Source organism: Streptomyces sp. NBC_00258, from assembly GCF_036182465.1.
Lineage (GTDB): Bacteria > Actinomycetota > Actinomycetes > Streptomycetales > Streptomycetaceae > Streptomyces.
The window spans coordinates 1094647-1108716 of sequence record NZ_CP108081.1 but is presented as its reverse complement, the minus strand read 5'-3'; the positions used below and the strand labels follow the sequence as shown (position 1 = coordinate 1108716).

The window sequence follows — 14070 nt, the reverse complement described above, 5'->3', positions numbered from 1 at the left end:
TCTGCACAGCCCTCCCATATCGGTTTGACACGATGAGGTCTTCGTCCATTGCTTCGACGTGACCCCGGCCCCGACGCTTGCGTGCAGCCTCCTGGGTGATGGGTTCCGGCTCACTCAAGCAAGCCACATGCGCCGTCAACCGTCCGTGCTCCAGACCCGAGGTCCGTGGCGTGCCGTTGTCCTGTAGTCGGCGACAACGAGGAGCCGCTGCAACACATCAATGCAGGAGGGGTACTCTCCCCGGCCCTGGGAAGCAGCCGGACGCGGGTGCCGGGGTGGCGGCCTTCGGCTTGGACCTGACTGGTCCGTGTGGTCTGCCCGGGACCGAGCACCGTCATTTCCATGACTGGACCGGGAGCACCTTGCTGACACATTGCGGCATGTGGCGACCTCGATCTCTTTCGGCCAGCATGAAGTTGCGAGCGCGCCGGTCATCGAGCCGAGCTGTCGGCGAAGAGGCGGCGGGCGTGAGGGGCAACAGCCGCGAGCCGAGGTCGTGCTGGGGTGACCGCGAGTGTGGGGTAGGTCACTGTGGAGAGAGGAACCGTTTCTCGTGCCCCCTGTTCACGTGGCCTTCACAGCGGTTACTGTCCCGGTTCACTGATCACATTCTTTGGCAAGTCACGTGTCACCGTGCTGGGGAGCACGGCTGTGGCCTGCCCGGATGCTGATATCTGGTCTGTTGGACTGCGGCCCGCGCACAGTGCGGGGTGGCACCGGGGGTGGGGGTTCGAGTGGCTGCTCGGCGTGCGCGTTTCGTTTCGGTGGGTCTTGCGGGTGCGTTGCTGGCGGGGTTGTTGTCGACGGTTTCGGTGGTGTCGCCCCAGCAGGCTTCTGCGGCCGCTGGTGATCCGACACCGGTGGTGCCCTCGCACTCACTCGGGTCGGTTCCGGCGCAGGAGGCGGAAGAGGCGGGTACGGCGCTGCCGGCTCCGCGGTGGCCGCGGGCGGCCGAGGCGTCGGTCGATCTGTCGCAGGCGGCGCCGGGGGACCCGGGCGCGGTGGTATCCGAGCCGTCGGGATCGGCCACGGACAGCAGCGACAGCGGTGGCACACAGGTCGGGCATGTCGTGGAGGTCGCCCCCATCCCGTTGGATGCAGCCACCGATACCCAGTTGGGGTCGTCCCGGCTGGCAGAGGACACGGCTTCACCCACTCCCGGCCCCTCCGCCCCTGAGGCCGCGGTCGCGGAGAGTTCCGACAGCGATGTCACGTCACCGGCCCCTCCGGAGCCTTCGACTTCCGCCTCGGCGTCCGCTCCGGAGGAGCTGGCCCCGGACCTGGATCCCGTTTCGCCGGATCAGGTCGAGGTGCGGGTGCTGGACCGGGAGGCGGTGGCACCGGTCGGCGGTATCGGGCTGGGCCTGGAGATCTTCCGTACCGACGGTGTGGACGTTCCGGGCGAGGTGCAGGTCGACATCGACTACTCGGGCTTCAAGTACGCCTACGGCGGTGATTTCGCCGACCGGCTGCGCCTGGTGAAGCTGCCCGCGTGTGCGCTGCAGACGCCGCAGGCGGAGGGTTGCACGGAGCGTGCGTTCGTGCCGGTGGAGAACAGCACCGACACGGGCACGCTGACCGCGACGGTGACGGCGGACGCGGACACCACGCCGGAAGGCGTCTCGCCGCAGCTGATGCGCGAGGCCGGTACGAGTGGCACGAGCGTGTATGCGGTGACGTCCGGTTCGTCGTCGGACGCGGGTGACTACCGGGCCTCGACGCTGTCGCCGACCGGTTCGTGGGAGGTGTCCACCGGGTCGGGTGCGTTCAGCTACAGCCTGCCGGTTCAACTACCGAAGCCGCCGATGGGCGAGGCACCTCCGCTGGCGATGTCGTACAACTCTCAGTCGGTGGACGGACGTACCTCGGCAAGCAACAATCAGGCGTCCTGGGCCGGTATGGGCTGGGACCTGAATGTCGGATTCATCGAGCGGCGTTACCGCAATTGCACCGAGGACGGTCTGCCCACGATCGGTGACATGTGCTGGGACTCGCCGAACTCGGCCGCCGAGCCGTCCGGCGCGGTCTACGTCATCAGCCTCAACGGTGTCACCTCGGAGCTGATCCAGGACAACACCGGCAGTGGCGCCTACCACTTGAAGGATGACCCGGGGTGGCGTGTGCAGCGGCTGTTCAACGGCCATGGTGCGGGTCGCGACGGCGAGTACTGGGTGATTTCCACGCAGGACGGCCAGCGCTACTACTTCGGCTGGGGCCGCTCCGAACGCACCGGGACTGCCACCGCCTCGGTCTTCACCGTTCCGGTGGTCGGCAACGATGCAGGGGAGCCGTGCCACGCCCAGTTCCCCGAGCCGTGCACGCAGGCCTGGCGCTGGAACCTCGACCGGGCGGTGACCGCCAACGAGGTCGAGACCATGTACTTCTACGACAAGGAGTACAACCACTACCGGTCGGTGGCGAACACCGACAAGGCCCGCGAGTACGTGTCCTCCGGGTATGTGAAGGAGATCCAGTACGGATGGTCCTCGCAGATCGCCGACGGCAAGGTCCCCGCGAAGGTTGAACTCAGCCACGTCAACCGGTGCATCGAGCGGGTCCAGGAGAACGACCCGCTGCGCGACGCACCGGCCACCTGCCCCACCTTCGACGACAAACCGACCTCGTATCCGGACGTGCCCATCGACCTGATGTGTGACGGAACGTCGGCGGACTACCAGTGCGCGGGCAAGACGTACTACCCGACGTTCTTCTCCACGGACATGTTGTGGGACATCAAGACGTACGTCAGTGACCAGGACGGCAGCGGCTGGGATCTGGTGCAGCAGTACCAGAACAAGTACGGCATGCCCAACCCTGACGGGACGATCGGCAAGACGCTGTGGCTGGACTACGTGCAGCGCAAGACGTACGGCAGCGTCGGTGACGGCGACGACCTCGTCCTGCCCGTGATCAACTTCAATCGGACCGACCTCGACAACAAGGTCGGCTCCGCCGAGCTCAACTTCCCCCGCATCCAGGAGATTCACGGCGACCTCGGCGCGACGACCACCGTCTCCTACGGTTTCGCCAACGCCTGCGACATCAACAGCCTGCCCTCCCAGGCATCGAACACCCAGGACTGCTACTGGCAGAAGTGGACCCCTGAGGGCGACACCGAGTCCAAGACCGGCTGGTTCAAGAAGTTCCTGGTCACCAAGGTCGTCGTCGATCCCACGGTCACGACCAACCAGGACGGTGCGCCGGCGATGACCACCTCGTACACCTACGAGGACGGCGCTGGCTGGCGGTTCACCAACGACCCGTTGACCAAGGACGAGGACGAATCCTGGTCCGACTGGCGCGGCTATCAGGAAGTCCAGGTCACCACCGGCGCGGGTACGGGCCAGAAGACCGACAAGTACTGGCTGTATCGCGGCCTGTCGGGGGACCGCACCTCCAAGACGGACCCGTCGGCGACCAGGACGGTCACGGTCAACGACGGTGACGGCAACAACTACACCGACCACGCCTGGCTCGCCGGCCGTACCCTGTCGACATCGCTGCGGGACGACACCGACACCTCGCACGAACGCACTTACCACGAGTACTGGGACCACAACACCGCCCAGTACGACGGGCTGCCCGACGCCCGCTTCGTCCGCGAGAAGAAGACCACCACCAACACCAAGATCACCGGTGGCTGGCGGACCCATGTCGTCGAAAGTGAATACGACGACACCGAAGGTGCCTCCACGACCTTCGGCCTGCCCATGCGCACCGACGACCAGGGCGAGAGCGGCGTCTCCGACAACCGCTGCACCACCTACGGGCGCGCCTACAACACCGACAACTACGACTCCACCGGCGCCCAGCGCTGGACCGTCCTCCAAGACCAGATCAATCACTACTCCGTGGGCTGCTCCAGCATCGCCGACAGCAACCAGGACGGCTACGCCACCACGCTGTACGACGACGCCACGAGCGTGGCGGCCAACAAACCGGTCGATGGCAACCCCACCGAGGGGCGCACATACACCAAGGCTGGCACCTACCGGTCGACGTGGTCCGGCTACGACGACGCCGGCCGTGTGGTGTGGAACGAGGACGGCAAGCACCACCGCACCACCACGCAGTACAGCCCGGCCAATACCTGGCCGCTGGACGGCACGACGACCACAACGCCCGACCCGGACGGCACCGCCTCCGCGCGCAGCGCGCACGTTTCCACGGTGTGGTCGTCGCGCTTCTGGGGCGCGCCGACCACCGTCAAGGACGCCAACGGCAACTCCACCCGGGTCACCCTGGACTCGGCGGGCCGTGTCGTGGAGGTGTGGAAGCCCACCGAGACCGGCAGTTCGCCGTCGATGAAGTTCAGCTACAGCGTTCCCAAGTCGACCAACGGCTCCGGGGTCCCGGACGCGGTCGACGGTTACCCGCATGTGACCACTCAGGTGCTCCAGTCCGGCACGACGTACCTGACCTCGCACGCCTACACGGACGGCCTCGGCCGTGACCGCGAGTCACAGACGCCGCTGCCCAGCGACCTCGACCCGGCGACCAAGCAGACCGTTCCCTACCGGCAGGTGGCGGTCACCCGCTACGACTCCGCAGGCCAGGCCACCGGCAGTTCAGCGGTCTTCCGCAACCAGGGCACCGCCGGCTCGGGCGGCCCGTCCAGCCCCCAGGCCGCCGAACTCCCCTCGTACAACGACCTGGTCCTGGACTGGGCAGGACGCACGGTGACCTCCCGGATCCAGGCGTACGGGGTGACCCAGGACGAAGGCCTGGTCACGACCACGTACAACGGCGACCACACGGTCGTGCAGCCGGCCGAGGGCGCACCGACCGCCTCCTACACCGACGTCTACGGCCAGGTGTCCAAGGTCGTCGAGCACAGCGGCACCTCCACCTACACCACGTCCTACGGCTACAGCGACAAGGGTGAGCTGAAGCAGATCACCGACACCCGCGGCAACAGCACCCTCTACACCTACGACTGGGCCGGACAGCGCCTCACCACCGATGACCCGGACGCCGGCACTTCGACGACCGAGTACGACGTGAACGGTCGGACCAGCAAGACGACCAGCAACGGTGCCAAGACCGTCCTGAACTACGGATACGACAACCTCGGCCGCAAGACAGCCATCTCCAGCGGTTCGGACGAACTCGCCGCCTGGACGTGGGACGGCCTGAACATCCCCAATGGCAAGGGCCAGGTCACTGCGACCACCAGCCGTGACGCGGCAGGCAACACGTACACCACCAAGGCCGGATCCTTCGATACACGGGGCCGCGCGCTGAGCAGTACGGTCACCCTCCCCACCGGTGTGAGCGGGCTGGCCGGCGACTACACCACCTCGGTCACCTACGACGCCGCCGACCACATCACCAAGGTGGCCTACCCCACCGCGGGCGGCCTCGCCGCGGAGACGGTGACCACGACGTACGACGAGTACGGCCACCCGGACGGCCTGACCAGCACCCTGGGCACCTCCGTCTACATCGACGGCACGGCCTACGACGCATACGGCCGCCTCGTGGAGCGCAACTACGGCGCCGAGTTCGGCGGCAACGGCATCCAGGCCCAACGCCGCTACGCCTACGACGACAGCAACGGCACCCGCTGGCTGAAGACCATCGCAACCACCACCTCGGTGAACGAGCTGGTCGCCGAGACCCAGAAAGACACCTACGACTACGACCTGGCAGGCCGCCTCACAGAGCTGCGCGAGCAGGCCACCGGCCAGAGTGCTCAGTCGCAGTGTTTCCGCTACGACGACCAGAGCCGTCTGACCCGGGCGTTCACGCACGCCACGGCAGGCATCTGCGCGAACACCACACAGATCACATCCGACTACACGGGCACGAGCCCCTACCAGACCGCCTACACCTATGACCGCATGGGCAATCTGCAGTCGACCACGGACACCAACTCGGCCGGCACAGCCAGCCTGCGCGACTACCTCTACCCCGGCTACGACGACGCGGGTACCTGGACGACGGCCAACGCGGACTGGCCGCACGGCGTCCGCAAGATCCTCAACAAGACCGGTACTACCACCAACCGCACGGACACGTTCACCTACGACACCGACGGCACGATGCTCCAGCGCATCGAGCAAGGGACAACCGCCGCGGCCAAGACCACCGTCGACTACACCTGGACCAAGCTGGCCCAACTGTCGACGGTCAAAACCACCAGGACCAGCGGCAGCGAACTGACCCGCTACGCCTATGACGCCGACGGCAACCTCCTGGTCCGCTCGACCCCGGCTGAGACTGTCGCCTCTCTCGGCGGCACGGAACTGCGCACGGACAGCTCGACGGTCACCGCGACCCGCCACTACACCGTCGGCGGCGCGACCGTGGCGATGCGCACGAGTGAGGGCACCAGCGCCGCCAACGGGAAGCTCACCTACCTGACGGCCGACACCCAGGCCTCCACACAGATCGCTGTCGACGCTTCCGCAGGGACGTCCACCCGACGCCGCTACACCCCCTTCGGCGACGAACGCAGCGGCACTCTGCCCACCGGCACCGACAACGGCTTCCTGGGCAAGACCGAGGACACCAGCACCGGCCTGTCCCTGCTCGGCGCGCGAGCATACGACCCGGGCCTCGGACGCTTCCTCAGCCCGGACCCGCTCAGCGCGCCGTACAAGCCGCAGAACCTTTCCGCCTACAGCTACAGCGTCAACGACCCCATCAACCGCTCCGACCCCAGCGGCCTCATGGACGCCGATGTGGGCAGCTCCTGCACCAACGACTGCGAAGATCACAAGAAGTGGGTCACCGAGACCATCATCGGCGGGTCGTGGCAGCAGGAGGGCGATTCCGGAGTCGACCTCAACAACGACGGCTACGTCGCCATCTACCCCACCGTCCACGTTCCCGTCGGCTGGGACCAGGCACAGGTCTACATCCAGGCCTTCTACGACAAGATCGACGAACTGTGCCACTACGGCCGTGAATCCTGCGCCGACAGCTCAAGCCCTCTGAACGCATCGGCAGTCAACGGCGCGAAAGGCAACGCCTGCGTGGCGGCAGGCCGGGACTGCGCCGAAGGACTGAACTGGGGGCAGAGCGCTGCCATGATCGGCGGCTTTGCGGCCGCCGCGGAGGGCGGGGAAGGCCCGGCAGGCGGCTTCGGGTTCGGCGGCATACGTTCCAAAAACAAGAAGGGTGGCTGCAGTAAGTGCTTCCTGGCCGGCACCGACGTCCTCATGGCCGACGGCACCACCAAGGACATCGAGGACATCGAACCCGGCGACAAGGTCCGGGCCACCGACCCAGAAACCGGCGAAACGGGTGCTCGCGAGGTAACCCGCCTCATCGTCACCCAGGACGACAAGCACTTCAACGAACTGTCCGTCGCCACCGACGACGGCATCGACCAACTGACCGCGACCCACGAGCATCCCTTCTGGTCCCCCTCCCAGAACACCTGGACCGAAGCAGGCGACCTCACCCCCGGCATGACCCTGCTCACCGACGACGGCGCCACGGTCATCGTCACCGGGAACCGGGAGTACACCCAGCACGCGACCACATACAACCTCACCGTCGATGACCTGCACACGTACTATGTGCTGGCGGGCGAGACGCCTGTACTCGTTCACAACAGCAACTGCGGTGGGCGTTGGAAATTGGGCGAAGATTATTCCAAGCCCAAAAAGAATGGCGTCGCGCCATCCTTGTCCACCATGCGTAAGCGATTTTGGAAGAACGAAGCGACGGAGCCGAGCGCCGCAGACCAATACGGTATCGCGAACATCGGTCGAATGAAGCGGGGATCGGCGCCACAGCGGCAGCGTCCGGACGGATCGTGGGAATCAATGGAGCTGAGCCATGAACCTATTCCCGATCGGGATGGCGGTATGTTGCTAACACCGCGATGGCCAGAGGATCATGCAATTATGGATCCCGGAGGATACCGTAGACTCCCGCCCGGTTACTAACGCTGCGGACAGGCGCGGCGCTAGTGCCCTGTGGCGCCGCGCTTAAGCGTGCCGCTCAAGTCGAGACGATCTAGGAGGATTCACGTGAGCACCAGTGGGGCGCAGGCGGCAGCCTTCTTCCGTGAGATCGTTCAGAGTCGTACCATTTGGTGGGTTCGAGATGACGACGGCAGTCCGACGCCGGTCTCAAGTTCTGGGCGACCAGCATTTCCCTATTGGTCATCGGAGGCCCGTGCGCAGCGCGCTGCTCAGCTATGGGGTCCTCAATTTCGTGCTGTTTCAATGCCGTTGGATCATTGGCGAAGCGCGGCTTTGCCGGATCTAGCGAAGGATGACTTCCGGGTAGGGATTAATTGGAGTGGACAGCACCTGACCGGATGGGACTTCACTGTCAATGAAGTGGTCAATCGTCTCATTCACGCGCTTGGCGAACCACCATACGACCGGTAGATGCGGTTGAGTGACAGCGCTCGGGCGCAGCTTGAATTTTCCTCTTAGCCTCGATCGTTCATGAGGGACATGGGGTGCTTCTCCTGCGGTTGGGGAGCGTCAGACGGCGGCCGTGACCGGCTCGCCCTCGGCGCGAATCTGTCCGGCGCCCGTATCGCTCAGGGAGGCGAGGTACCGCTCGGCGTCCAGCGCGGACGCGCACCCGCTGGCGGCGGCGGTGATGGCCTGCCGGTAGATGTGGTCGACGACGTCGCCCGCGCCGAAGACGCCCGGGATGTTCGTACGCGTGGACGGTGAGGAGACCTTGAGATAGCCCTCGGCGTCCAACTCCAGCTGGCCCTTGAACAGTTCGGTACGTGGATCGTGGCCGATCGCGATGAACAGGCCCGTCACGTCGAGGTCGCGGGTCTTGCCGGTGAACACGTCGCGGAGCGCGACGCCGGCGAGCTTGCTGTCCTCTTCTTTGATCTCCGCGATCTCGCTGTTGAAGGCGAAGGAGATCTTGTCGTCGGCGAAGGCGCGGTTCTGCATGACCTGGGAGGCGCGCAGGGCCGAGCGGCGGTGGACGACGGTGACCGAGCGGGCGAAGCGGGTCAGGAAGGTGGCCTCCTCCATGGCGGTGTCGCCGCCGCCGACCACGACGATGTCGCGGTCGCGGAAGAAGAAGCCGTCGCACGTGGCGCACCAGGACACGCCCCGGCCGGACAGCTTGTCCTCCTTGGGCAGGTTGAGCTTGCGGTAGCCGGACCCGGTCGCGACGATCACCGTCTTGGCCCGGTGTACGGTCCCGGCGGTGTCGGTGACGGTCTTGATGCCGCCGGTGAGGTCGACCTCGACGATGTCGTCGTCGACCATCTCCGCGCCGAACCTTTCGGCCTGGGCCCGCATGTTCTCCATGAGGACCGGGCCGTCGATGCCTTCGGGGAAGCCAGGGAAGTTCTCGACCTCGGTGGTCGTGGTCAGTGCGCCGCCGACGAAGATGGCGCCGCCGAAGACGAGGGGCCTGAGTTCGGCGCGGGCGGTGTAGAGGGCGGCGGTGTATCCGGCGGGGCCGGAGCCGATGACGATGACCTCGCGTATGCCGTCCGTGGCGCTCACGGTGTTCACGCCTCCTGCTTGGCGTCGATCTCGGCGATCAGGGCCTCGATGCGGGTCTTGATCTCGTCGCGGATGGGACGGACCGACTCGACGCCTTTGCCAGCCGGGTCTTCCAGGGCCCAGTCGAGGTACTTCTTGCCGGGGAAGATCGGGCAGGCGTCGCCGCAGCCCATGGTGATGACGTAGTCCGATGCCTGGACGGCCTGGGTAGTGAGGATTTTCGGCTTCTGGTCGGAGATGTCGACGCCGACCTCCTTCATGGCCTCGACCGCGGCCGGATTGACCTGGTCGCCCGGGATCGAGCCGGCGGAACGTACCTCGATCCGGTTGGCGGCGAGGTGGTTGAGGAATCCGGCGGCCATCTGCGAACGCCCGGCGTTGTGGACACAGACGAACAGCACCGAGGCGAGCGGAGTCGAGGACATCGGTTCTTCCTTCACGAAGCGGTTCAAGTGGAGCACTGGTGGTGTCGGGCCCGGCCGGTCAGGCGTGTGGCAGGGAGTCGAGGAGTTCGGTGATGTGGGCGTCGATCTCGTCGCGGATACCGCGGACGACGGCGATCGGGGCGCCCTCGGGGTCCGTGATGGGCCAGTCGAGGTATCGACGGCCGGGCAGGATCGGGCAGGCGTCGCCGCAGCCCATGGTGATGACGACGTCAGCGGCCTGGACCACTTCCTCGGTGAGTGGCTTGGGGAACGCGTCGGTCAGGTCCAGGCCGGCCTCGGTCAGCACTTGGGCGACGGCCGGTTCGACCTCGGCGGCCGGGTGCGTGCCCGCGGAGGAGACGGTCACGCGACCTGCCGCGCGGTGGGCGAGGAGGGCGGCGGCCATCTGTGAGCGTCCGGCGTTGTGGGTGCACACGAACAGCACCCGCGTCAGGCCGACGCCGGGCGCACCCTCGACGTGGGCGAGCGCGTCGAGCCGGTCGGTGGCCAGGTGCTCGGCCAGGACGACGAGGTGGGTACGGACACGTGCGTGCTCGGCGAGACGCTCGTAGGAGTCGGTGACGAGACGCTGGATGGTCTCCGGCGAGAAGTGGCCGCGGTAGCGCAGGGCGAGGCGGGCGATGCCGGACGCGAGGCGTTCGTCGGGCAGGACAGGCGGTGGGGAGGCAGTCACGGGAATCCCCTTCGGGGTGTGGGCCCCCACGGATGTGAGGATGCGGGTCCCAGGGATCAGTCCGGGCTGGTATCAGCTCGAAGTGATGTGAGAGTATCAGTCCATGCTGACGTCAGTCGACACTGATCTGATGCGGGTTCTCTCGGACCCGCTCCGCCTCCAGATCGTCACCCTGCTTGCCCGGGAGACGCTCTGCACCGCGCACCTGATCGAGGAGACCGGTGCGAAGCAGACCAACCTCTCCAACCACTTGAGAGTCCTGCGCGAGGCCGGAGTCGTCGAGACCGAGCCGTGCGGCCGGTACACGTACTACAAGCTGCGCCCGGACGTCATCGCCCAGCTCGCAGGACAGTTCGCCGATCTGGCCGAGTCCGCTCGCACCGCCGCCGACAACAAGAGGGCCTGCCCGTGACCCCCACCGAAGCACCCGCGACCACCGCCGAGGACCCCTCGGTCGTCGCGAAGCTGTCGACGCTCGACCGTTTCCTCGCTGTCTGGATCCTCGCCGCCATGGCTGTCGGCCTGGGTCTCGGCAGGCTCATCCCCGGCCTGAACGACACCCTGGCCAAGGTCGAGATCGGCGGCATCTCCCTGCCCATCGCCATCGGCCTGCTGATCATGATGTACCCGGTGCTGGCCAAGGTCCGCTACGACAAGCTCGACGCCGTCACCGGCGACCGCAAGCTCATGGCCTCGTCGTTGGTCATCAACTGGATCGTCGGTCCCGCGATCATGTTCGCGTTGGCCTGGATCTTCCTGCCGGACCTGCCGGAATACCGCACGGGTCTCATCATCGTCGGGCTGGCCCGCTGCATCGCCATGGTCATCATCTGGAACGACCTGGCCTGCGGCGACCGCGAAGCCGCCGCCGTACTCGTGGCGCTGAACTCGGTCTTCCAGGTGCTGGCGTTCGGCCTGCTCGGCTGGTTCTACCTCGACCTGCTGCCCGGCTGGCTGGGCCTGGGTGACGGCGAGCATCTCGACATCTCCATGTGGAAGATCGCCCTGAACGTCGTCATCTTCCTCGGCGTCCCGCTGCTGGCCGGGTTCCTTACCCGCCGCATCGGCGAGAAGAGGCTCGGCCAGGAGAAGTACGAGTCCAACTTCCTCCCGAAGATCGGCCCCTGGGCCCTCTACGGCCTGCTCTTCACGATCGTCATCCTCTTCGCCCTGCAGGGTAAGACGATCACCTCGCAGCCACTGGACGTCGCACGGATCGCGCTGCCGTTGCTCGTGTACTTCGCCCTCATGTGGTTCGGCACGTTCGCCCTCGGCAAGGTCATCGGTCTCGCGTACGACCGCACGGCGACGCTCGCTTTCACCGCGGCGGGCAACAACTTCGAGCTGGCCATCGCGGTCGCCATCGCCACCTTCGGCGTCACCTCCGGCCAGGCCCTGTCGGGTGTTGTGGGTCCGCTCATCGAGGTGCCGGTCCTGGTCGCGCTCGTCTACGTGTCTTTGGCCTGGCGGCGGAAGTTCGGTGCCGACCGGCAGCTGACGGCCGCGTCGCAGGAGAGCTGATGCACTGTCTGGACTGCTCCGGCATCGGGGCGCAGGTCGCCGCCGTCGGTATCTGCGCCCAGTGCGGAGCCGCCGTCTGCCCCGTCCACTCCGAGCTCTCCGAGCAATTCCTGACCTGCACGAAGCCGATCTCCCGCCCGGTGGCCACCGAGCCACCGGTGCGACGGCTGCTGTGCGGCGTCTGCGCCACGGCCCACCGCGCCCACGCGGCGTGCTGCCCGCAGACCGCCCACGCCATCCGCACCTCGTGATGAGCGACCAGCACACGCAGGTGGTGATCGTCGGCGGCGGCCAGTCCGGACTCGCCGCCGGCTACCACCTGCGCCGCCTCGGCGTGCACTTCGTCATCCTCGACGCCCAGTCCACGCCGGGCGGGGCATGGCAGCACACCTGGGACTCGCTGCACCTGTTCTCCCCGGCGGCTTTCTCCTCTCTTCCGGGCAGACTCATGCCCTTGCAGGCAGGCGAGGAGTATCCGGACGCCGAGCATGTGGTCACATACTTGCGCGACTACGAGAAACGCTACGAACTGCCCGTGGAACGGCCCGCGCGCGTGCGCGGCGTCCATCGGGAAGCGCAACTTCTGCGTGTGGAGACCGACGCTGGAACGTGGCGTGCTCGTGCCGTGATCAGTGCGACCGGCACCTGGTGGCGACCTTTCCTACCTGCGGTTCCCGGTCGGGGAGACTTCGGCGGCGAGCAGTTGCACACCGTCGAATACTGCACGCCACGCGGCTTCGCGGGCCGACGCGTCATCATGGTCGGAGGCGGCAACTCCGGAGCGCAGATCGCCGCTGACCTCGCGTACGACACCGAGCTGACCTGGGTCACCCAACGCCCGCCCCGTTACCTGGCAGACGACATCGACGGCCGCGCGCTCTTCGACGCCGCCACCGCACGCCGCCGCGCTCTCGACGAGGGGCGCTCGGACTCCGGTGGTGTCGCCTCGCTCGGTGACATCGTCGCGGTCCCGCCCGTACGCGCGGCACGCGACAACGGACTGCTGAAAACCGCGCCGATGTTCACCCGCCTCATCCCCGGCGGTGTCGAGTGGGCCGACGGCACCCGGGCCGAGGCTGACGCGGTCATCTGGTGCACGGGCTTCCGCCCGACACTCTCTCACCTCGCGCCGCTCCAACTCCGCGGTGTGCGCGGCCACATCCTCACCACCGGCACCCGAGCCACCGCCGAACCGCGCCTGCACCTGCTCGGCTACGGAGACTGGACCGGCCCTGCCTCGGCCACCCTCATCGGCGTCGGCCGCCCGGCCCGCGACGCGGCTCGCGAGATCGCCGAACTTCTGAGCGACTGACAGGCGATGGAGCAAAGCCCCGCCTCGGCCGGACGACTCTCAAGGCGAACCCCATCCGGCCCACTGGGGCAATTCCCGTGACGGCGTGGCCAGTTCACGGCTCTCCGTCCGCAACCTGCCACTCGGACCATGAGCATGTCCTCGACAGCAGCGACAGTCCCTGGCTTTTTGCAAGTGAGCCATCCGTGTGGTCCGGCCGCTGTCCAGCCGAGGGAGTCCCGTAAATTCCTGGCAAGGGGACCTGTCCAAGGTTTCTCAGAACGGGGTGGTCGTCCATGACCGTGGAGTCGATACCGGTAAGGGCCGCGCCCAAAGCGCTGGTATGGCAAGGCGACGAACTGGTCTCCGGATGCGGTCGGCGCTGGGGCCGCGACGGGGTGGAGCGGAAGGTGGTCTCCGCGTGGAGCTTTCCGTTCGACGCCGGGATCACCTCGGTCTCAGGACCGTACTCCGCGGTGTACCAGGAACGCGGCATCGAGGGGGTGTTGCTCGAACGAGATCGGGTCGTGCGGGAGCTGAACCGCAGCGACTACCAGGCGGAGAACTACGACTACCCGCTCGCCCTGGGCGCATTGGGTGACGGGCGCGAGGTCGTCGTGCACTGCCCCGACGAGTACAACGTGCTCGAGATCGAGGACGCGGCGAGCGGCTGACCGCCGGCAGGCGTGA

General features: G+C 66.9%; 10 protein-coding genes. 7 read left to right on the top strand and 3 right to left on the bottom strand.

Annotation, left to right across the window (positions count from 1 at the left end; translation table 11 throughout):
* Positions 1–734 precede the first annotated feature (734 nt).
* Complete coding sequence (locus OG718_RS05275) at positions 735–7901, top strand: polymorphic toxin-type HINT domain-containing protein (RefSeq protein ID WP_443054909.1); 7167 nt, start codon at positions 735–737, stop codon at positions 7899–7901.
* A gap of 30 nt (positions 7902–7931) precedes the next feature.
* Positions 7932–8351, top strand: a complete 420-nt coding sequence (locus OG718_RS05270) for a DUF2750 domain-containing protein (protein WP_328843414.1) — start codon at positions 7932–7934, stop codon at positions 8349–8351.
* A gap of 99 nt (positions 8352–8450) precedes the next feature.
* On the opposite strand, the gene trxB is transcribed toward OG718_RS05270, so the two are convergent.
* From trxB to OG718_RS05255, 3 genes are read right to left on the bottom strand one after another with little or no spacing between them, the layout of a single operon-like run.
* On the bottom strand, positions 8451–9449 hold the full coding sequence (gene trxB / locus OG718_RS05265; RefSeq protein WP_328843413.1) for a thioredoxin-disulfide reductase: 999 nt from the start codon (positions 9447–9449) through the stop codon (positions 8451–8453).
* A 5-nt stretch (positions 9450–9454) separates the two neighbouring features.
* Entirely contained in the window at positions 9455–9874 is a 420-nt protein-coding gene (locus OG718_RS05260) for an arsenate reductase ArsC (RefSeq protein ID WP_328843412.1), read from the bottom strand.
* A 58-nt stretch (positions 9875–9932) separates the two neighbouring features.
* Positions 9933–10568: an arsenate reductase/protein-tyrosine-phosphatase family protein gene (locus tag OG718_RS05255; RefSeq protein ID WP_328843411.1), complete on the bottom strand. Its 636-nt coding sequence runs from the start codon at positions 10566–10568 to the stop codon at positions 9933–9935.
* Between the two features lie 103 nt (positions 10569–10671).
* Between OG718_RS05255 and OG718_RS05250 the strand changes: the two genes are divergently transcribed.
* The 5 genes from OG718_RS05250 (at position 10672) to OG718_RS05230 (ending at position 14054) form a co-directional block, all read left to right on the top strand.
* Complete coding sequence (locus OG718_RS05250) at positions 10672–10980, top strand: ArsR/SmtB family transcription factor (protein ID WP_328843410.1); 309 nt, start codon at positions 10672–10674, stop codon at positions 10978–10980.
* Positions 10977–12089: an ACR3 family arsenite efflux transporter gene (gene arsB / locus OG718_RS05245; RefSeq protein WP_328843409.1), complete on the top strand. Its 1113-nt coding sequence runs from the start codon at positions 10977–10979 to the stop codon at positions 12087–12089. Before OG718_RS05250 ends, arsB begins: the two co-directional genes overlap by 4 nt.
* Positions 12089–12340, top strand: a complete 252-nt coding sequence (locus tag OG718_RS05240; RefSeq protein ID WP_328843408.1) for a DUF2180 family protein — start codon at positions 12089–12091, stop codon at positions 12338–12340. The genes arsB and OG718_RS05240 overlap by 1 nt, the downstream gene beginning before the upstream one ends.
* Positions 12340–13401, top strand: a complete 1062-nt coding sequence (locus OG718_RS05235; protein WP_328843407.1) for an ArsO family NAD(P)H-dependent flavin-containing monooxygenase — start codon at positions 12340–12342, stop codon at positions 13399–13401. The genes OG718_RS05240 and OG718_RS05235 overlap by 1 nt, the downstream gene beginning before the upstream one ends.
* 275 nt (positions 13402–13676) lie before the next feature.
* Positions 13677–14054 carry a hypothetical protein gene (locus tag OG718_RS05230; RefSeq protein WP_328843406.1) on the top strand — a complete coding sequence of 126 codons (378 nt, stop codon included), beginning with the start codon at positions 13677–13679 and terminating at the stop codon, positions 14052–14054.
* Positions 14055–14070: the final 16 nt, after the last annotated feature.